Source organism: Xanthomonas dyei (assembly GCF_002939865.1).
GTDB classification, from domain to species: domain Bacteria; phylum Pseudomonadota; class Gammaproteobacteria; order Xanthomonadales; family Xanthomonadaceae; genus Xanthomonas; species Xanthomonas dyei.
The window spans coordinates 165,119-184,724 of the sequence record NZ_MDEE01000001.1; the positions used below are offsets into that span (position 1 = coordinate 165,119).

Consider the following 19,606-nt stretch of genomic DNA (forward strand, 5'->3'; position numbering starts at 1 on the left):
GTGATTGGCTTACGCCTTGAGGGCGTCATGCGAGACGGCAGCCGGTGCAGCAGGCCCGCGACGGGTCACCCACTTGCGCAGCGCCACGTAGAACACAGGGGTCAGGAACAGGCCGAACAGAGTCACGCCCAACATGCCGGCAAACACGGTGATACCGGTGACCGAGCGCACTTCGGCGCCGGCGCCATGGCCGAACACCAGCGGCACGGTGCCGGCGATGAAGGCGATGGAGGTCATCACGATCGGGCGCAGACGCAGGCGGCAGGCTTCCAGCGCGGCCTCGACAATGCCCTTGCCGTGCATCTCCAGCTCGCGGGCGAATTCCACGATCAGGATCGCGTTCTTACACGCCAGGCCCATCAACACTACCAGGCCCACCTGCACGAACACGTTGTTGTCACCACCGGTGAGCCACACACCGAACAACGCAGACAGCAAGGTCATCGGCACGATCAGGATCACCGCCAGCGGCAGGGTCCAGCTTTCGTACAACGCGGCCAGCACCAGGAACGCCAGCAACACCGCCATCGGGAACACGATCAATGCCGAGTTGCCCTGCGTGGACTGCTGATAACTCAGGTCGGTCCATTCGATGTTCATGCCGTTGGGCAATACCTTCGGTGCCATGCCGGCCAACGTGTGCATCGCCTCGGTGGACGACAGCACGCGCGGATCCGCTTCACCGATCAGATCGGCAGCCGGGTAGCCGTTGTAGCGGATCACCGGATCCGGGCCGTAGGTCTGGCCCAGCGTGACCATGCTGCCGATCGGCACCATTTGGCCGTTGGCATTGCGGGTGCGCAGGTTGGCGATGTCTTCGACGCTGTCGCGGAACTGTCCATCGGCCTGGGCGATCACCTGATAGGTGCGACCGAAGCGATTGAAGTCGTTGATGTACGACGAACCCAGATAGGTCTGCAGCGTGTCGAACAGATTGGTCAGCGGCACGCCCTGCGCCTTTGCCTTGTCGCGGTCGACCTTGGCATCGAGCTGCGGCACGTTGGCCTGGTAGGTACCGATCGGGAACTGCATGCCCGGCGTTTGCGCGATCGCACCGGACATCGCATTCACCGCGCTCTGCAGCTGGCCATAGCCCAGACCGGCACGGTCCTGGATATACAGCGAGTAACCCGAGCCCTGGCCCAGACCCAGAATCGGCGGCGGCATGAAGGCGAACGCAAAACCCTGCTGGATCTGGCTGATACGTGCGTTGATTTCCGCATTGATCTGCGCGGCGGTACGGCTACGCTGACTGAACGGCTTGAGCGTCAGAAACACCGTGCCGGTATTGGGCGTGTTGGTGAACTGCAGCGGATTCAAACCCGGAAACGCAATCGCATGGTCCACGCCTTCGGTCTGCAGCGCGATCTGGGTGATCTGACGGATCACCTCATTGGTGCGCTCCAGCGAGGCGCCTTCCGGCAGCTTGGTACCGGCGATCAGGTACAGCTTGTCCTGGGTCGGAATGAAGCCGCCCGGCACGATCTTGAACATGAAACCGGTGCCGACCAGCAGCAACAGATACACCATGAACACCACGCCACGCTTGCCCAGCGCACGCGACACCGCACCTTGATACTTGTGCGAGCTGTTGTTGAAGAAGCGGTTGAACGGACGGAACAACCAACCGAACAAACGATCGATCAACCGCGACGGGCCGTCCTTGGGCGCGTCGTGGGCCTTGAGTAGCATGGCTGCCAGCGCCGGCGACAAGGTCAGCGAGTTGATCGCCGAAATCACAGTGGAAATGGCGATGGTTACCGCAAACTGCTTGTAGAACTGGCCGGTCACGCCCGACAGGAATGCCATCGGCACGAACACTGCGCACAGCACCAGCGCGATGGCGATGATCGGCCCGGACACTTCGCGCATCGCCTGATGCGCCGCCGCCAGCGGGGTAAGGCCTTCTTCGATATTGCGCTCGACGTTTTCCACCACCACGATCGCATCGTCGACCACGATGCCGATCGCCAGCACCAGGCCGAACAGGCTCAAGGTGTTGATCGAGAACCCAAGCAGATACAGCGCCGCGAACGTGCCCACCACCGACACCGGCACCGCCAGCAACGGAATGATCGAAGCGCGCCAGGTCTGCAGGAACAGGATCACCACCAGCACCACCAGCAGCACCGCTTCCAGCAGCGTGTGCACCACTGCGCTGATCGAGTCGCGCACGAACACGGTAGGGTCATACGCTGCCGACCAGGCCATGTCCTGCGGGAACTGCTTTTCCAGCTCGGCCATCTTGGCGCGCACGGCGTCGGACAATTCGATCGCGTTGGCACCGGGCGACTGGAACACGCCCATGCCCACCGCGTTCTGGTTGTCCAGCTGCGAACGCAAGGTGTAGTTGCCGGCGCCCAGCTCCAGACGCGCCACGTCGCTCAAGCGCACGATCTCGCCGCTGTTGCCGCTGCGGATCACGATGTTGCCGAACTCTTCTTCGGTGGTCAGGCGGCCCTGCGCATTGATGGAGAGCAGGAAGTCGCTCTTGTTCGGCATCGGCTCGGCGCCGAGCTGGCCGGCGGAGACCTGCACGTTCTGCTCGCGGATCGCAGCGACCACGTCGCTGGCGGTGAGCCCGCGCGCGGCCACCTTGTCCGGATTCAGCCAGATACGCATGGCGTAGTCGCCCGAACCGAAGATCTGGATCTGGCCCACGCCAGGCAGACGCGACAGCTCGTCCTTGACCTTCAAGGTGGCGTAGTTGCTCAGGTACAGCGAGTTGTATTTGCCCTTGGGCGAGGTCAGATGCACCACCATGGTCAGCGTCGGCGACTGCTTCTGGGTGGTCACACCCTGTCGGCGCACGTCTTCGGGCAGACGCGCCTGCGCCTGGCTGACGCGGTTCTGCACCTGTACCTGTGCCTGGTCCGGATCGGTGCCGGGCTTGAAGGTCACGGTGACCACCAGCACGCCGTCCGAGCCAGCCACCGACTTCATGTACATCATGTTTTCGACGCCGTTGATCGCTTCTTCAAGCGGCGTGGCGACGGTCTCGGCAATGACCTTGGGATTAGCGCCCGGATACACCGCACGTACCTGCACGCTCGGCGGTACCACTTCGGGGTAGTCGCTGATGGGCAGCAGCGGCATGGCGATCAGGCCGGCCGCGAAGATGATGATCGACAGCACCGCGGCAAAGATCGGCCGGTCGATGAAAAAACGGGAAAAGTCCATTGGGGTGGTCCTGAAAGAGGTTGCCGCCGGGTGGCGGCGCGGCACAGCGGCCCAAATCCGGTCTGGGTGTCAGGCCGGTGGTCGAAGCGCGATGCAGCGATGAATCAGTTCGACGCGGTGCGCTTGTCCGGTGCGGCGGCCATGGCTACGGCCTTGGCATCGACCGGCATGCCGGGCATGAAGATCTTCTGCACGCCATCGACCACGACACGGTCGCCGGCGGCCAGACCCTTGCGCACGATGCGCAGCCCATCGGCGCTGCGACCGAGCTCCACGTCGCGGCGCTGCGCCTTGCCGTCCTTGTCGACCACGTAGACGTACTTGCGGTCCTGGTCGGTCAACACGGCTTTTTCGTCGACCAGCATGGCCTTGAACTGGCCGCTGCCCAGCAACTGCACGTGCGCATACAGGCCCGGCGTGAACTGCCGTTGCGCGTTGTCGAGCACGGCACGCACGCGGATGGTGCCGGTGCTGCGGGTCACCTGGTTATCCAGGAAATCCACGCGCCCGGCGTGCGGAAAGCCCTGCTCGCCGACCAGGCCGATGCGCACCGGCAATTCACCGCCGCGTTCGTCCGGACGCTCGCCATTGCGGGCCATCTGCGAATAGCGCAGGAAGGTGCCTTCGTCGGCATCGAAGTAGACGAACACCTTGTCCAGCGACACCAGCGTGGTCAGCACGCTGGCGCTGTCGCCGGCGGTGACCAGGTTGCCGGCGGTGACCATCGCACGCCCGGCGCGGCCGTCGATCGGCGCGCGCACGCGGCTCCAGTCCAGATTGAGTTTGGCGGTGTCCACTGCCGCTTGTGCGGCCAGCAGATCGGCATCGGCCTGATCGGCGGCGGCGCGACGCTGCTCCCAGATTTCGGTGGAAATGGCCTGCTGGTCGGAGAGTTTGCGCGCACGTGCCGCTTCGCTGCGCGCCAGCGTGGCCTGGGTGCGCGCCCGCACCATCGCTGCGTTGGCGCGGGCGAAATCGGCGCGGTAGCTACGGTCGTCGATGCTGAAGAGCACATCGCCCTTCTTCACTTCGGCGCCTTCGGTGTAGTTCACCTTGTCGATGTAACCGGACACGCGCGGGCGCAATTCGACGCTTTGCACCGCCTCGATGCGGCCGCTGAATTCGTCCCACTGGCTGATCTCCTTCATCAGCACCGGCGCGACGCTGACGCTGGGCGGCGGCGGCGCGCCGGTCTGCGCAGCACCGCCGCCGCAGGCGGCAAGCACGACAGCGAGCACGGCGCCCGTCAGAACAGTACGCATTGGAAAACGGAACGGGGTGGCGTTCGGGGTCATGGAGAGATCTCTCGAGTGGGAATGGGCAAATGCAGACCGGCCAGCCGGTCCACCGACGGAGCGGTAGAAAGACGACGGCTGACGGTCACGATGGGTTGGCCGGGCTGGCCAGGCCCGGTGATGAGCGAGACGGCGGCGCGGCCGACGTCCACGGCGCGAATCCATTCCGGGCATGCGTCCTTGGCGCGGCCCGGCGTGCACACCGGCTGTTCGACCGAGAGCAGATGTACGCGCACGCCCAGCGGTTTGGCTTCTTCATGCAGCACCTGGGCGAGCATGCGGATGGCGGCGGCGGCCACCGAACTGTCGCCGTGCGCCGCCCAGGCGCGTAACGCGCACGGGCTGCCCAGCAACAGATAGCGGCCGCCGCCGTCGGCTTCGGCCAGCAGCGGGAGCAGGTGACGTGCCGCCGCCAGATGCGGCAGCACGTCGCGCTCCAGGCGCCGACGCAGTGCCGTCACCGGCCGGTCCAGCAGGCGCCCGGCCTTCAGCGGGCTGCCCAGGCTGGCGATCACTGCGCCTAACGGGCGCGGGCGCTGCGCCAGCTCGGTGGCCAGCGCCTGCGCCGAGGCATCGTCGGCCACCGAGCCTTGCAGGGTTTCCAGCAGCGGGGCATTGCCATGCTGCGCGCGCAGCGCGTCGAGCTTGGCGGCATCGCGTCCAATCACCAGCACCGGCATGCCGGCGTCGAGCAACGCGGTGACGATCCCGGCACCCACGTTGCCCGCGCCGCCGATCACGACGGTTTCGGATTGGACCATCCCATTCATGGGACTTTCACTCCCGACATCGGGACAATTCCGCGCTGCACCCAGCGCGCCTGCAGCCCAGTCCGCTGCATCGGCGCACCGCCAGCCTGCCGCTTGGGCGAGGCGGAAAAGCCACGCGAAACGCTGGCGCGCGGGCTTCTTGCCGTGGAAACCACAGGATCGAAGGCGCTTTCGATGGCGCTGCGAGAGTTGGAGGACAAGCCGAAGACATCGCACAACCACATGGCCGTGCTCCTGCGTTGAAGGGATGCTGCGTAGGCTAGGCCTCAAAGCAGCACTTGATTAGTCCGGATTTAGGGGAATAATCGTCCCGCAAGCGGTCTAATCCCTCCTGACCCCCGGAAGGCAGTGCCATGACACACGATCTCAACGACACCCTGATCTTCGTCAAGGTGGTCGAACAAGGCAGCTTCATCGCCGCCGCCAATGCGCTTGGCCTGCCCAAGACCACCGTCAGCCGCAAGGTGCAGGAACTGGAAACGCGCCTGGGTGCACGCCTGTTGCACCGAACCACACGGCGCATCGGCCTGACCGAAGCCGGCTCGGTGTACCACGAGCATTGCCAGCGCATCGCCCGCGAACTGGAAGAAGCCGAAAGCGCGGTCGGGCAACTGCAGTCCGGCCCACGCGGCTGGCTGCGGTTTACCGTGCCGTACTCGCTGGGCATCACCTGGATCGCGCCGTTGCTGGGCGAATTCCACGCGCAATACCCGGAAATCCAGCTGGATATGCATCTTGGCAACGAAAAGCTGGACCTGATCGGCGGCGAAGCCGATCTGGCGTTGCGCGTCGGTGCCCTACCCGATTCGAATCTGGTCGCGCGCAAGCTCGGCAGCCTGCGCACGCAAGTGTTCGCCAGCCCGTCGTATATCGAACGCTATGGCGAGCCGCTGCATCCGGACGAGCTGCAATTCCATCGCACGCTGGCGCTGCGCAAGAACCGCAACGTGCAAAACAACCGCTTCTTCTGGTCGCTCAGCGACGGCAGCGATGTACGCGATTTTCCGGTCAATCCATTGATGGTGGCCAACGACCCGGCCGCGCTCAACGGTGCGGTGTTATGCGGCGAAGGGTTACTGCTGACCGGCGATGTGATGGCCAAACCGTTCGTGCAATCGGGCCTGGTGCGCCGCGTGCTCGCTGGCTGGACCGGGCCGGAAGTGGATTTCAACGCAGTGTTTGCCGGCGGTCGTCTGGTGTCGCCAAAAGTGCGCGCGTTCGTGGACTTTCTGGTCACGCGGATGAACTTCGACGCGGATTACATGATGGCCCAGTGCCCGGCACGGTTGGCCGCGCAAAAGGCCAACAGCGAGGCGGAAGTGGAAGTGGAGCTGGAAGCCGAGCGTGCGGAAGGCAAGCGTATTCTCGAACACGTGACTGCGTGAGTGCGTGCTTGAGCGCTTGAGTGCTTGAGTGCTTGAGTGCTTGATCGCTCGAGTGTGTGAGTCAGTTGGGCTTAGATGGATCCTTCTCCTGTCGGCAGAAGGTGCCCGAAGGGCACATGGGTTACATGCGCAGACTGGAATGACGAAATCACGCCGCGCATTTCGCTTGAAATTTTTCGTTCGACATAAAAAAACAGGCCGCTTTCGCGGCCTGTTTCCAGACTCCTGCGCTAGCGAGGAGTCACCAGCGCAGACTTCACAGGTACGAGGTACTCAACGCATGCCGGTGTTGCTGGCAGCGCCTTCCGCACGCAGCGGAATCAGGCGGATTTCCACCCGACGATTCTGCGCGCGGCCGGTGTCGGTGCTGTTGTCGGCGATCGGGTAGCGCTTGCCGGCGCCCATGGTTTCCATGCGCTCGCGCTGCACGCCCTGGGCGGTCAGATACTGCGCCACGGCGCCGGCGCGCTCTTCGGACAGGCGCTGATTCACCGCATCGCTGCCGACGCTATCGGTATGACCCACCACTTCCACCATGGTCTGGTTGTACTCGCGCAACGTGGAGGCAACGCCATTGAGCGCGCTGTAGAACTGCGGCTTCAACGCCGACTTGCCGAAGTCGAAGGTGATGCCGTCGGGCAGGTTCAAGGTGATGTTGTCGCCCTGGCGCTGCACGTCGATACCGGTGTTGGCGGTGCGCTCACGCAGCGCGCGCTCCTGGCGATCCTGGTATTGGCCGACCGCCGCGCCGCTGAGTGCGCCGATGCCGGCACCGACCATCGCGTGCTGACGACGCTCGGTGGCGCTGTCGCCGGTGAGCAGGCCCGCAGCCACACCGATCGCGGTGCCGATCAGCGCATTGCGGCCGGTACGGTTCTGCTGTTGGGTCTGGTCGCCGTATTGATCGCGCTGCACATACGAGCCGCCGGTGGCGCAGGCGGACAGCGCGATGGCGCTGGCCAGGGCAACGGCGAGACTCTTGGTGGCTGCTGGGGACATGGTGTGCGTGCTCCTGTGGCCGGAACATCCGGCACTCGATCGTGTCGGCGAGGATAAACAGACCAACGCGACTGGCGCATGATGAAAACGGCCGTCGATGCTGCGTGGATAGCCGTCCATTCAGGAAAACGTTTTCGGTGGCCACATGCGAAAACACGACGAAAACTGCAGCTACCTGCGTTGCGGCGCGACCGCATCGAAGGCGCGTTGGGCGTTGCGACTCGCCTGCACTGCAGGCGCACACGCACATGCCTCAGCACATGCGCCGCAGTCAGCCCCGCGTCTTTGCATACGCAGCCAATGCCGCATCGCGCCCTTCTGCAAGACCAATGATGGGTGTGCGCGGATACTCCGGTGCGAAGCGCGCGAGCGACAACGGATGCAGCCAGGGCGCGAAGCGCTCCTTCACCGCGAGCTTGCCGAGCTCGGGCACCCAGCGCGTGATGTAGATAGCCTGCGGATCGAATTTTTCTGCCTGCGTGACCGGGTTGAACACGCGAAAATACGGCGCGGCATCGGCACCGGTGCCGGCCACCCATTGCCAGCCCATGGTGTTGTTGGCCAGGTCCGCATCCACCAGCGTGTCCCAGAACCAGCGCGCGCCTTCGATCCAGTGCACGCGCAAGTGCTTGCACAACAGACTGGCCACGATCATGCGCACACGGTTGTGCATCCAGCCGGTGTGCCAGAGCTGACGCATGCCCGCATCGACGATCGGAATGCCGGTGCGGCCGCGTTGCCAGGCCTGCAGCGCAACCGGATCGACCTTGGCCCAGTCGAACCCTTCGAAGCGCGGATTGAGATTCTGGTGGGTGGTGTCGGGAAAGTGATGCAGCAGGTGATACGAAAAATCGCGCCAGCCCAATTGGCGGATGTAGCCATCGATCTCGGCGCCATTGCGCGCGTTGCGCTGCGCTTCCAGCATGCTGGCAATGCGCCAGGGTGCGATCTCGCCAAAGTGCAGATGCGGCGACAGTTGCGAGGTACCGAGGCGATCGGGCCGGTCGCGATTTTCGCGATACCCGTTGAGCGCGCCGTCGATGAAGATCTCCAGCATTTCATGCGCACCGGCCTCGCCTGGCCGCCAGTGCTCCCAGAACCCATGGTCCCAGTTCAAGCGCGGCAGCAACTCCAGCGACTCCAGCGCAACGGTTTTCAACGTCGCCGGCAACGGCGGCAAGCTGCGCGGCGCGGGCACGGCGGCCGGCAGCTGCAACTGGGTCAGCGCATTACGCCAGAACGGGGTGAACACCTTGTACGGGCCACCTTGTTGGGTGGACAACTGCCAGGGCTCGAACAGCAATGCAGAATTGCAGCTTTGCACCTCGATGCCACGCTCACGCAGGCTGCGCTTGATCTGCGCATCGCGCGGCTGGGTGGCCGGTTCGTATTTGCGGTTCCAGTACACCGCCACCGCACCGGTCTGCGCGATCACTTCATCCAGCACCTGCGCGCTGTTGCCGGCACGGATGACCAGGCCGCTGCCCAACGCACCCAATGCCGCGTCCAGCGCCGCCAGCGAGCGATGTCGCCAGCTGCGCGAGGCCGCGCCGGGCGTCCATTCGCCCTCTTCGTGCGGTGCGTCGATGTAAAGCGGAATCGGGTCATGCCCGGCATCCAGCGCAGCGCGCAGGGCCGGGTTGTCCTGCAGACGCAGATCGCGACGAAACCAGACGATGGCGTAAGACATGCGAACTCGGCAGCGGCGGTGAGGCTGCGCAGCATAAGCCAGCGCACGCAACGATGGTGCGATGCCCTGCTTGCTCCAACGTGCAGGCGCATCAGTCCGCGATGCGCATCGGTAGACGTTGCGTCGCAGTGGATTGCTCAGGCGCTACCGTAGCGGCGGCGCCCACGCACATATTACAGACCGGGCGCGTGCGATAACGCGCCGCTCTAACGCCCAACTGCCAGCTACGACCGCCTGTAACTAACGGTGGCAAGACACTTATTCGAAGCTGCCCACCGAATCGTGCGCCAGATTGTCGAAGCGGGTGTATTCGCCGAAGAACTTGAGCTTGCACGAGCCGGTCGGGCCACCGCGGTGCTTGCCGATGATGATCTCGGCCAGGCCCTTGTCGGGCGAATTTTCCTTGTTGTAGTAATCGTCGCGGTAGATGAAGACGATCATGTCCGCGTCCTGCTCGATCGCGCCCGATTCGCGCAGGTCGGCCATCACCGGGCGCTTGTCGGTACGGGTTTCCAGCGAGCGGTTGAGCTGCGATAGCGCAATCACCGGCACATTGAGTTCCTTGGCCAGGCCCTTGAGACCACGCGAGATTTCCGAAATTTCGGTCGCGCGGTTTTCGCTGTTGCCCGGCACCGACATCAGCTGCAGGTAGTCGATGACGATCAGGCCAAGATCGTGTTCGCGCTTGAGCCGGCGGCACTTGGAACGCAGCACTTCCGGCGACACGCCGGGCGTGTCGTCGATGAAGATCTTGGTTTCCTTCAGCATCTTGATCGCGCCGGTCACGCGCGCCCAATCCTCGTCTTCCAGCGCACCGGTCCGCAGACGCTGCGCATTGATGCGGCCGTTGGAGGAGATCAGACGCATCGCCAGCTGCGAGGCCGACATTTCCATCGAAAATACCGCCACGCCCTTCTTGGACTTGATCGCAGCGTATTCGGCGATGTTCAGCGCCAGCGTGGTCTTGCCCATCGCCGGACGCGCGGCCAGGATGATCAGATCGGTCGGCTGCAGGCCGGCGGTCATCGCGTCGAAGTCGGTGTAGCCGGTTGGCAGGCCGGTGATGTTGCCGCCGTTTTCGAACCGGTTGCGTAGTTCTTCGAACGCGTCCTTCAAGGCGCCCGGCATCGCCACAAAATCGGTGCGTCCGCGCGCGCCGGCTTCGGCGATCTTGAACACCGCTTTTTCCGCCGACGCCAGCAGCTCCACGCTCTCGCGGCCTTCCGGCTGAAAGCCGTCGTTGACGATGGTGGTGCCCACTTCGATGAGCTGCCGCAGCACGGCCTTGTCGCGCACGATTTCCGCGTAGGCGGCGATATTGGCGGCCGACGGCGTGGTGCTGGCCAGCTCGATCAGATACGCGCCATCGCCCACCTGCTCCAGCTTGCCCTGCGACTCGAACCACTCGCCCAGCGTCACCGCATCGAACGGACGGTCTTTCTCGTTCAACTCGCGGATCGCGCGGTAGATCAGCCGGTGGTCGCGCCGGTAAAAATCGTTGTCGGTGAGCTGGTCGTTGACCCGATCGAAGGCTTCCGGTGCCAGCATCAGCCCGCCAAGCACCGCCTGTTCGGCTTCGACCGAATGCGGCGGCACGCGCAACTGGTCCAGACGCGGCTCGGGACGATCGTAATCGTCGTCGTCGCGATCACGATTGCGCTTGGAACGGAAACCAGGACGAGCGGACATGGACGAACAAACCTGACGCGGGGAGACGAGGTCAGGAAGCATAGTCATCGACGGCGCCGACGACCATGCACAACTCTGTGGATAACTGGTGGACAGCCAGTGCATCATCCTTGTACGCGAGCGCTGTCGCAGCAGCCGCGACCCCTGCCCTGCCTGGCTTTCGGCACCCTGACCAGGCTGCCCGGAGAGCGCGCATCCGCTGCGACAACGCTGTGATCAACTCAATGCTTGAGGTGCGCGACCAGGCCCAGGAATGCGTCGACAAAGCCCTGCAGGAACTTGCGGCTGTCGGCATTGGCGATCTGATCGTCCGGGCCGAACAGGCCGTCCTTGTACTGCAGGAAGACCTCCGGCTGGCCGAGCACATGCATGTTCAGATACGCCAGCACGTTGCGCAGATGCTGCTGCGCGGTAGCAGTGCCGATCGCACCGACCGAGATGCCCACCACCGCGGCCGGCTTGCCGCTGAATGCGCTGTCGCCGTAAGGCCGCGAGCCGGTATCGATGGCGTTCTTGAGCACGCCGGGAATCGAACGGTTGTACTCGGGCGTGACGAACAACACCGCATCGGCCGCGCGGATCTGCTGCTTCAGGCGCGTGCCCTCGGCCGGGTAGTCGCCGTCGCGGTCCTGGTTGTACAGCGGGATATCGCCGATCTCCACATACTCGAACACGGCCTTGTCGCCGGCCAGATGCTCCAGTGCGCGCGCCAGCTGACGGTTGTACGACGCTGCGCGCAGGCTGCCGACCAGGACGGCGATGGTGATCTTGCTCATGGGGGACGCTCCGTGGAAACAGGGCCCCACCCTACCCAGCGCGATGCTCAGAGCCGGTGAAGTGCCGCCCGACTCCGGCAGATCAACCGCAGATAGACGCAAACGGTGGCGTGTCAGTCTGCAAGGCGCTGACGCCTCCTACCCGGCCTGGTGGCCGAACGGCAGCTTCAAGCGTCGGCAACACCTCAGCAACGGCAGCGCGGTGCGCGCGCGCCTCGCACTCGCGCACCACGCAACGCTTAGTCGACGCGCGCAGGATCGACGCGTTGACCAAGATCAGCGCGTGATCGCCGCGCGTTGCTCGCGCCAATGCGCCTGCCAGGCCTGGAACATCAGCACCGTCCACAGGTGCGTATGCCATTTGCGTTCGCCACCGTTGAAGTCGCGCCATAGCCTGGCCACGGTATCGGCGGCGAACACGCCCTCGCGCTCCAGGGTGCCGTGCGCCAGCAGATCGTCTGCCCAACCGTGCAGATCGCCGCGCAGCCAGGCGCTGACCGGCGCGCCGAAGCCGCGCTTGCCGCGGTAGACCATCGGCTCGGGCAGATAGCGGCACAGCACGCGCTTGAGCAGGTACTTGCTGACCCCGTCGCGGTACTTGAGCGACAGCGGCAGCGACCAGGCGAATTCGGCCACGCGCCAGTCCAGCAGCGGTGCGCGCGCCTCCAGGCCCACCGCCATGGTGGTGCGGTCGACCTTGCACAACAGGTCGTCGGGCAGGTACGCGGCGAAATCGGCCAGCATCATCGCGTCGGCCGGCGTGCCGGAGCCGTGCAGCGGGTCGGCAAGGCTGTAGAAACTGTCCGGCTCGGTGGCACCCAGCACCACCGCCGCCGGGTCGCGCCAGCGCGAAATGCGATTGCGGTAGATATCGCCGATGCCGCGTGCGCCGGCTTCGGCGACCAGCGCGGCCAGCCCGCCGGTGCGCGAAGATTCGCCATTGCTGCGCGCCACTACCGCCATCAGCTTTCGCAGCGGGCCCGGCACCAGGCCGTGCATGCGCCAGTTGCGCAGCGCACGCTGGTAGCGGCCATAGCCGAAGAACAATTCATCGCCGCCATCGCCGGACAGCGCCACGGTCACGCCGCCGCGCGCCAGCCGCGCGACCAATGCGGTCGGTACCTGCGAGGCATCGGCGAAGGGCTCGTCGAACATGTCCGGCAAGGTCGGCACCACCGCCAGTGCGTCGGCGCCGCTGACGTACAGCTCGGTGTGGTCGGTGTGCAGATGCGTGGCCACTTCGCGCGCCAGTGGCGCTTCATCGTGATGCGAGCCTTCGAAGCCGATGCTGAAGGTATGCACCGGCTGGCTGCTTTGCGCCTGCATCATCGCGGTGACGATGGACGAGTCGGTGCCGCCGGACAGAAACACGCCCACCGGCACGTCGGCCACCATGCGTAGCGCCACCGCATCGCGCAGCACCGCATCGAGTTGTTCCTCGGCCTGCGCATCGGTGCCGGTAAATGGCGCTGCCAACGCACGCTGCATCGCTTCGCGCGCATTCCAGAACGGCTGTTGCGCCTGGTCGGGACGGTGCGCGGCCGCACCTGCCGCCACGGTCTGCGCATCCATCCGCAACACGCGGCCGGGCATCAGCTTGAAGGTGCGCTCGTGGATGCAGGCAGGCGCCGGGATGTAGCCCAGGCGCAGCAGCAAGGTCAGCGCGTCGCGATCGACCCCGTTGTCGAAATCCGGGTGCTGCCACAGCGCCTTGAGTTCGGAACCGAACACCAGCGTGTCGCCGGCCCAACCGTAATACAGCGGCTTTTTGCCGACGCGGTCGCGCGCCAGGAACAGGCAGTTGTCGCGCTCGTCCCACAGTGCGATGGCGAACATGCCATTGCAGCGGGTCAAGGTGTCGTCCAGCCCCCATTCCACCACCGCTGCCAGCAGCACTTCGGTATCGGAATGCCCGCGGAAGCGATGCCCAAGCGCAGCCAACGCGGCACGCAGTTGCGCAAAGTTGTAGACCTCGCCGTTATAGGCCAGAACATAGCGGCCGTCGGCCGAACGCATCGGCTGATGGCCCAGCGGCGACAGATCCAGAATGCTCAGCCGCTGGTGCGCCAACGCCACGCCGGCCTGCGCATCGCACCAGGTGCCGGCATCGTCCGGGCCGCGATGACGCAGGGCCGCGCCCATCGGCCGCACCAGCGCATCGAGCTGCTCGCCATGCAGACGCGGCGATGCCAGCAGCATTCCTGCCAATCCGCACATGCTCAGCGCTCCTGCCGACTCATGCCGCCACCGCCGCAGGTGCGGGCATCGGCACGAAGCCCGGCAGCGCTTGCACGCGTTGCAGCCAGGCACCGATCGCAGGCCAGCGCTCCAGATCGAAACCGCCGTCCTCGGCGCAATGGGTGTACGCAAACAGCGCGATGTCGGCGATGCCGTAGTCGCTCCCGGTAAACCAGGCGTGCTGCTGCAGATGCTGTTCCATCACCGCTAGCGCCTGTTCGCCACGCGCGCGCAGCTGCGGCAGTTCGGTGCGGCGCGATGCATCGCGCGGTGTCCACAGGCTGATGAAACGTGCCACCGCCAGATACGGCTCGTGACTGTATTGCTCGAAGAACATCCAGCTCAGCGCCTGCGCGCGTTGCCAGGCATCGGTGGGCAGGTAGGGCGTGCCTTCGGCCAGCCAGAACAGAATGGCGTTGGATTCGGTGAGCACGCGGCCATCGTCGCGTTCCACCATCGGCACCTTGCCGTTGGGATTCTTGGCCAGGTATTCCGGCGTGCGGGTCTGCCCTGCCACGCTGTCCACTTCGACCCAGTGATACCGGCTACCCAGCTGCTCCAGCAGCAGACGCACCTTGTAGCAGTTGCCGGAACTGGACATGCCATGCACGGTCAACGGGGGACGCACGGTCGACATCAAGCTGGCTCCGCGACAACGACGAGGGGGCTGGCAGTGTCACAGCCCCGTGCGCCTTTGCAAAGCCCTTTGCACGCATCGGCAGCCGCCTGCCGCCACCCTTTGCATGCGCTGCATGCGCTGCAATCGCCAGCATCGCAGCGATGGCCCATCTCACCCCGTCGCCACGATCGCCACCGGCACGCCCAGCACCGCAATCACCACACCCAGCAGCGACAGCGTCAACGCCCAGGCGCCGAAGGCCCGCGCGCGTCCGCACCCGGTGGCACCGGCAACGGCCTGCACCGAGCACACCGACCACCACAGGCCGCCCAGCATCAACAGCAGCACGCACGTCGACAACTGCGCCATGCCGGCCGGATCGCTGGCGCCGCTCTGCAGCAGGGCCGGCTTGCCCTTGAGCGCCACCAGCCCGGCGAGCACGCACACCAGCCATGGCAAGACGCTGCCCGCCATCGCCGGCAGCAGCCGCTGGACCTGCGCCGCACTGCCCATCCAGCGCAATAACTGTTTGAGCAGCACGCAGCCCAGCACCAGCACCACCCCAACGGCCAGAGCACCGGCCAGCTGCATCCACCATGGCAGCGCATGCAGCCACATCCACGCCGACACCAGCGTGGTCACGGCAAACACTGTCCAGGCGCTGCGGCGCAAACCAACCTGCTGCGGCATGCGCTGCATCGTGCCATGCGGGTCGAACAGCAGCCCACCCAGGCCGCCGCCACGCCACCAGGCCAAGCAACCCAACACCAGCACGATCAAGGCCAGCAACCCACCAGCGGATAGCTCAGCGCCCGCCAATCGGTCGGTTGCTTGCGCCGCTGCGGCTTGAGGTCGTGATTGAAGTACAGCAGGTCGCGCGCACGCTCCATATCGGCCGCCGCACGCTCCACCCCGTTAGCGGGAATGCGGTCGGTAAAACGCTGCCATTCGCCGACAATTTCGATGCGGCCATCGCGCATCGCGATCGTGCGCGAGAAGCGAAACCAGGGGTTGCTCACGCTCTGCGTGTCTGCATCCACCTTGGCTACCGGGTCGGTCTGCACGCGCACGGTCTGCCGCGCCAGCTGCGGCCCGCGTAGCACCAACGGGCTCTTGCGCGCCTCCTTGGGCAAGCTATCCATCCAGTCGCCGAGCTGAAACAGCGGGAAACCCACTTCGTCGCCTTCTGCCACCGGCCATTCCAGCCGATAGGTTTCGTGCGTGCGGACATTCAATGCATCGCTATCGTCGATGGTCGGCGCATCGACCTGTGTCAGCGCGGTGTAGTACTGCTGCATGAACTCCAGATAGCGCTCGCCCATCGCTTGCGCGCCATCGTTTTCGAAGCTCGATGTCACCCGCTCGCCGCGCCCCTGCCGATACGTGGTGTCCACGCTGAAAGTGGCGACGCGCTGCGGTTTGCGCAGCGAAATCGCGATGTCTTCGATGACCTCCACCTGCGGCAAGGTCGGCATCGGCGCCGGTACGTCGACCAGGGCGTCCTGCCCGGCCAGGACCGGCAATCCACGTACGAACGGCAGCGGCCGACGCTGCGCAAGCGGGCCGTCCTCGCGGTCGCGCGTGGCGTCCACCCACACATCGCCCTGCGGCAGATGTGCGCGCACCACCACATGGTCGAAGGCGTAGGGGCTGGGCAGGCGCTTGTCCAGTGCGGCGCCCTTGTCGCTGCTGACCAGCACCGGCTCGGCACGGATGCCGGCCAATTGCAACAACGCAATCAACAAGGTCGCCTTGTCCTTGCAATCGCCGTAGCGGTTGCGCAACGTCACTTCCGGCGCATGCGGCGCGTGCGAGTTTTCGCCCATGTCCAGGCCGACGTAGCGGATCTCGCCCTGCACGAAGGCCACCGCGCGCAACAACGCGCCCTGCGCATCGTCGCTGTGCAGCCGCAGGCTCTGCCTCATGCTGGCGGCCACCTGCGCATCCTTGAACGCATCCGGATACAACTGCGCGGCCCATGCGGCCACATTCGCCCAGTTGCCGGCGGTGGACACTTCGATCAGGCCGTACGGGTCCACATCGTCGGGAGCGCCTTTTTCCTCCTGCACCGCGGCGATATTGCTTGCCCCGATGTTCAACAGCGTGACCCCATCGGCACTGCTGACATTGCGGCTGAAGCCTGGCGCGCTGATGCGCCACTGCAAGGCCATGTCGGCGGGATAACGCACACGAATCCGCCGTTCGCCCAGCGGCACGCCGTAGCGCGCATCGAAGACGTCGTAATAGCCCTTGCCGAACACCGGGTTGCTGCCGGTGATGGTCACCGCGTAATCCACCCGGTCGCCGACGCGCAGGTCCGGCAAAGTGATCGACAGCGTCAGCGCGCCATCGATCAAGCCGTCTTCCAGGCCGCTTTCGCGGCGCAGCTTGGCGTAATGCGCGCGGCTGCGCATGTCGATGCGCTGGCCCGCGCGCCAGACCTCCAGGCTGTTGAGCTGCAGCGTCTGATACTGCGGCTGGTAGTCGATGGAGATCTGCCCGGCCTCGTCCAGGCTCTTGGCCCGCTGCACCGTATAGCTCAGCCGCCGATACGCGCGTACCGCGGGGCCGGTCAGATCGACCTGATCGGACACCAGTTCATAGCGCAGCCCACTCGCGCCCGGCACGCTGTCGGGCACCGCATCGGCGACCACCCATGCCGGTGTCGGCGCCATGCTCGGCGCCTCGTTTGCCTGCGCCGGCGGTATCGCGATTGCGGCAATCGCGCAGATCACCCACACCGTCCAGAAGACGCCTCTCAGGCGTCGCACCACATCCTTGCCGATCAACACCCACTCCTCGTCAAAACGCGTTGAGTCCCGTCAGCGCACGTCCCACCACCAGCTGATGCACGGTTTCGGTGCCTTCATAGGTAATCACCGATTCCAGGTTGAGCGCATGCCGGATCGCCACATGTTCGGTGGTGATGCCGGCCGCCCCCAGCAGGTCGCGGCATTCGCGTGCCACGTCCAGCGCCATGCGGCAATTATTCCACTTTGCCAGCGAGATCTGTTCCGGCCGCAACGTCCCGGCCTCCTTCAAACGGCCAAGCTGCAGCGCCAGCAGCTGTGCGGTGGAGATCCGCCGCGCCATATCGGCCAGCTTGATCTGCGCGCTCTGGGTGGCCGCCAGCGGCCGGCCGAACAGGATGCGCTCCCCCGCGTAGGCCAGCGCCTCGCGCAGGCAGGCCACCGCTGCACCGATGGCGCCCCAGGCAATGCCGTAACGCGCCTGGTTGAGGCAGCCCAGTGGCGCCTTCAACCCGGCCGCGTTCGGCAGGCGCATCTGCTCGGGCACGAACACGTTGTCCAGGAACAGCGCGGAGGTGACCGAGGCGCGCAGGCTCATCTTGTGCGCGATGTCCTGCGCAGTGAACCCGGGGCTGGCGGTGTCCACCAGAAAACCGCAGACGCCATCGTCGGTATGCGCCCAGATGATGGCCAGGCCGGCGATGCTGCCGTTGGTGATCCACATCTTGGCGCCGTTCAAGCGCCAGCCGTCGCCATCGCGCACCGCGCGGGTGGTCATCGCCGCCGGGTCCGAGCCGCCCTGCGCCTCGCTCAAGCCAAAGCAGCCGATCACCCGGCCGGCGGCCATCTCCGGCAACCAGCGTTGGCGTTGCGCGTCGCTGCCATAGGCATGAATGGGATACATGCACAGCGAAGACTGCACGCTGACGAAACTGCGCAGGCCGCTGTCGCCGCGCTCCAGTTCCTGGCAGATCAGCCCGTAGGACACCGCCCCCAGGCCCGCACCGCCATCGCCGACCGGCAGGCTGGCGCCCAGCAGCCCCAGCTGCGCCAGTTCCGGCACCCACTCGCGCGGGAACCGCCCCGCATCGAAGGCATCGCCGATCGCCGGCAGCACCCGACCATCGGTAAAACGCGCGACGGCATCCTGCACTGCCCGCTCTTCGTCGGTCAGCAGTGCACGGACATCGAACAGATCATCGGGACGCACCGGCATGCTGGTTTCCACCACAGGAGAAGCGGCGATTATCTGCCAGTTCCCGGCTCAGCATCGCTGTGTTTGTGCGGTAGCTCGCCGGGCTGAAACGAAAAGAGCCGGCAATGCCGGCTCTTTCGTTGCAAGGATCTCGCTCCGTGCGCTTACTGACGGGTACTGACGCCATTCTGGCGCACGCCGGAATCCCCAGCCGTCGACGCGGTCTGGGTCACCAGCTGACCATCGACCACCGGCAGACGATCGCTCGCCGGCTTGTCGTTCATCCGCACGGTCTTCTCGAAACCGTCGTAGCGGTAGGTCACGTCATAAGCCACCACGTTGTCGGCGTCGCCCAGCGAAATGCGCTCGCCCGGCTTGCTGTCCATGCGCATGGTGCCGGTGGTGCCGTCGGCATTGCGGTAAGTCACGTCGTAACCCACCACGCGCGCGGAGCTCGAATTGGCGTTTTCGGTGTGGCACTGGCGCTCGGTGCGATCCACCACACGGCCGCCGACATGATTGCGGTCCACACGGTTACCGACCATGCCGCCACCGACAGCGCCAGCCACGGTTGCCAACTTGCGGCCATTGCCGCTGCCGAACTGGTTACCCACCAAGCCGCCGATCACGGCACCTGCGACGGTGCCACCGACGTTGCCATCGCGCTCGGGCAAACGTTCCTGCACCACCACGTCGCGGCACACTTCGCGCGGCGAGGAGCTGGTGGTGGTTTCGCGGATTGCGGCGCTGTTGACGACCTGCGCGTACTGCGGCTCGCGCTGGGTGATCGGTGCGACCTTGACCACGTCGGCGTACTCCAGGCCACGCGGCGCCGGCTGGCCGTTGGCGACGAAATCGCCCGACGACGGACGGTTATTCATGAAGGCGGCAGTGGCCACGCCTCCCACCAGCAAGGCACCGGCAGCGACCAGTATAGTTGTCGTATTGCTCTTCATAACCAGCTCCCTGCGGACGCACCGCGTTGTTGACGGGGTGATTCCAGCACGGCAACCCTGAACG

13 protein-coding genes and 1 pseudogene are annotated in these 19,606 nt (G+C 65.4%); 1 reads left to right on the plus strand and 13 read right to left on the minus strand.

Annotation, left to right across the window (positions count from 1 at the left end; genetic code table 11):
• Positions 1-9: 9 nt before the first annotated feature.
• The 4 genes from XdyCFBP7245_RS00735 to XdyCFBP7245_RS00750 all read right to left on the minus strand — a co-directional run bounded on the left by XdyCFBP7245_RS00735 (position 10) and on the right by XdyCFBP7245_RS00750 (position 5,469).
• Positions 10-3,180: an efflux RND transporter permease subunit gene (locus XdyCFBP7245_RS00735; RefSeq protein ID WP_104613936.1), complete on the minus strand. Its 3,171-nt coding sequence runs from the start codon at positions 3,178-3,180 to the stop codon at positions 10-12.
• A 104-nt stretch (positions 3,181-3,284) separates the two neighbouring features.
• Complete coding sequence (locus XdyCFBP7245_RS00740) at positions 3,285-4,475, minus strand: efflux RND transporter periplasmic adaptor subunit (protein ID WP_104613937.1); 1,191 nt, start codon at positions 4,473-4,475, stop codon at positions 3,285-3,287.
• Positions 4,472-5,245, minus strand: a complete 774-nt coding sequence (locus XdyCFBP7245_RS00745; protein WP_170068422.1) for an SDR family NAD(P)-dependent oxidoreductase — start codon at positions 5,243-5,245, stop codon at positions 4,472-4,474. The genes XdyCFBP7245_RS00740 and XdyCFBP7245_RS00745 overlap by 4 nt, the downstream gene beginning before the upstream one ends.
• A complete protein-coding gene (locus XdyCFBP7245_RS00750) occupies positions 5,242-5,469 on the minus strand; it encodes a hypothetical protein (protein WP_104614226.1) in 228 nt (75 codons plus the stop codon). Before XdyCFBP7245_RS00750 ends, XdyCFBP7245_RS00745 begins: the two co-directional genes overlap by 4 nt.
• 129 nt (positions 5,470-5,598) lie before the next feature.
• On the opposite strand from XdyCFBP7245_RS00750, the gene XdyCFBP7245_RS00755 reads away from it, so the two are divergent.
• Positions 5,599-6,630, plus strand: coding sequence for an XC_2801 family transcriptional regulator (locus tag XdyCFBP7245_RS00755; protein ID WP_104613938.1), 1,032 nt, complete (start codon positions 5,599-5,601; stop codon positions 6,628-6,630).
• Between the two features lie 273 nt (positions 6,631-6,903).
• On the opposite strand, the gene XdyCFBP7245_RS00760 is transcribed toward XdyCFBP7245_RS00755, so the two are convergent.
• The 9 genes and pseudogenes from XdyCFBP7245_RS00760 to XdyCFBP7245_RS00805 all read right to left on the minus strand — a co-directional run bounded on the left by XdyCFBP7245_RS00760 (position 6,904) and on the right by XdyCFBP7245_RS00805 (position 19,542).
• A complete protein-coding gene (locus tag XdyCFBP7245_RS00760) occupies positions 6,904-7,629 on the minus strand; it encodes a YiaD family glycine zipper/OmpA-like lipoprotein (protein ID WP_104613939.1) in 726 nt (241 codons plus the stop codon).
• 271 nt (positions 7,630-7,900) lie between these two features.
• Complete coding sequence (locus XdyCFBP7245_RS00765; RefSeq protein WP_104613940.1) at positions 7,901-9,319, minus strand: cryptochrome/photolyase family protein; 1,419 nt, start codon at positions 9,317-9,319, stop codon at positions 7,901-7,903.
• Between the two features lie 258 nt (positions 9,320-9,577).
• The gene (locus XdyCFBP7245_RS00770; RefSeq protein WP_104613941.1) at positions 9,578-11,008 is read right to left on the minus strand and encodes a replicative DNA helicase; all 1,431 of its coding nucleotides are present in this window, start codon (positions 11,006-11,008) and stop codon (positions 9,578-9,580) included.
• 221 nt (positions 11,009-11,229) lie between these two features.
• Positions 11,230-11,784, minus strand: coding sequence for an NADPH-dependent FMN reductase (locus XdyCFBP7245_RS00780; protein ID WP_104613943.1), 555 nt, complete (start codon positions 11,782-11,784; stop codon positions 11,230-11,232).
• A gap of 276 nt (positions 11,785-12,060) precedes the next feature.
• Positions 12,061-14,001, minus strand: coding sequence for an asparagine synthase (glutamine-hydrolyzing) (gene asnB, locus XdyCFBP7245_RS00785; protein WP_104613944.1), 1,941 nt, complete (start codon positions 13,999-14,001; stop codon positions 12,061-12,063).
• Positions 14,002-14,020: 19 nt separating this feature from the next.
• A complete protein-coding gene (locus XdyCFBP7245_RS00790) occupies positions 14,021-14,659 on the minus strand; it encodes a glutathione S-transferase family protein (protein WP_170068424.1) in 639 nt (212 codons plus the stop codon).
• Positions 14,660-14,812: 153 nt separating this feature from the next.
• Positions 14,813-17,355, minus strand: a pseudogene (locus XdyCFBP7245_RS00795) (DUF3857 domain-containing transglutaminase family protein).
• An 88-nt stretch (positions 17,356-17,443) separates the two neighbouring features.
• Complete coding sequence (locus XdyCFBP7245_RS00800; protein ID WP_211287619.1) at positions 17,444-18,619, minus strand: acyl-CoA dehydrogenase family protein; 1,176 nt, start codon at positions 18,617-18,619, stop codon at positions 17,444-17,446.
• Positions 18,620-18,750: 131 nt separating this feature from the next.
• The gene (locus tag XdyCFBP7245_RS00805; RefSeq protein ID WP_104613945.1) at positions 18,751-19,542 is read right to left on the minus strand and encodes a glycine zipper 2TM domain-containing protein; all 792 of its coding nucleotides are present in this window, start codon (positions 19,540-19,542) and stop codon (positions 18,751-18,753) included.
• Positions 19,543-19,606 lie beyond the last annotated feature (64 nt).

Coding starts and splice junctions, on each gene's coding strand:
- XdyCFBP7245_RS00790 (WP_170068424.1), bottom strand. CDS start 14,659: ATGTCGACCGTGCGTCCCCCGTTGACCGTGCATGGCATGTCCAGTTCC.
- XdyCFBP7245_RS00780 (WP_104613943.1), bottom strand. CDS start 11,784: ATGAGCAAGATCACCATCGCCGTCCTGGTCGGCAGCCTGCGCGCAGCG.
- XdyCFBP7245_RS00750 (WP_104614226.1), bottom strand. CDS start 5,469: ATGTGGTTGTGCGATGTCTTCGGCTTGTCCTCCAACTCTCGCAGCGCC.
- XdyCFBP7245_RS00735 (WP_104613936.1), bottom strand. CDS start 3,180: ATGGACTTTTCCCGTTTTTTCATCGACCGGCCGATCTTTGCCGCGGTG.
- XdyCFBP7245_RS00745 (WP_170068422.1), bottom strand. CDS start 5,245: ATGAATGGGATGGTCCAATCCGAAACCGTCGTGATCGGCGGCGCGGGC.
- XdyCFBP7245_RS00805 (WP_104613945.1), bottom strand. CDS start 19,542: ATGAAGAGCAATACGACAACTATACTGGTCGCTGCCGGTGCCTTGCTG.
- asnB (WP_104613944.1), bottom strand. CDS start 14,001: ATGTGCGGATTGGCAGGAATGCTGCTGGCATCGCCGCGTCTGCATGGC.
- XdyCFBP7245_RS00765 (WP_104613940.1), bottom strand. CDS start 9,319: ATGTCTTACGCCATCGTCTGGTTTCGTCGCGATCTGCGTCTGCAGGAC.
- XdyCFBP7245_RS00770 (WP_104613941.1), bottom strand. CDS start 11,008: ATGTCCGCTCGTCCTGGTTTCCGTTCCAAGCGCAATCGTGATCGCGAC.
- XdyCFBP7245_RS00755 (WP_104613938.1), top strand. CDS start 5,599: ATGACACACGATCTCAACGACACCCTGATCTTCGTCAAGGTGGTCGAA.
- XdyCFBP7245_RS00740 (WP_104613937.1), bottom strand. CDS start 4,475: ATGACCCCGAACGCCACCCCGTTCCGTTTTCCAATGCGTACTGTTCTG.
- XdyCFBP7245_RS00760 (WP_104613939.1), bottom strand. CDS start 7,629: ATGTCCCCAGCAGCCACCAAGAGTCTCGCCGTTGCCCTGGCCAGCGCC.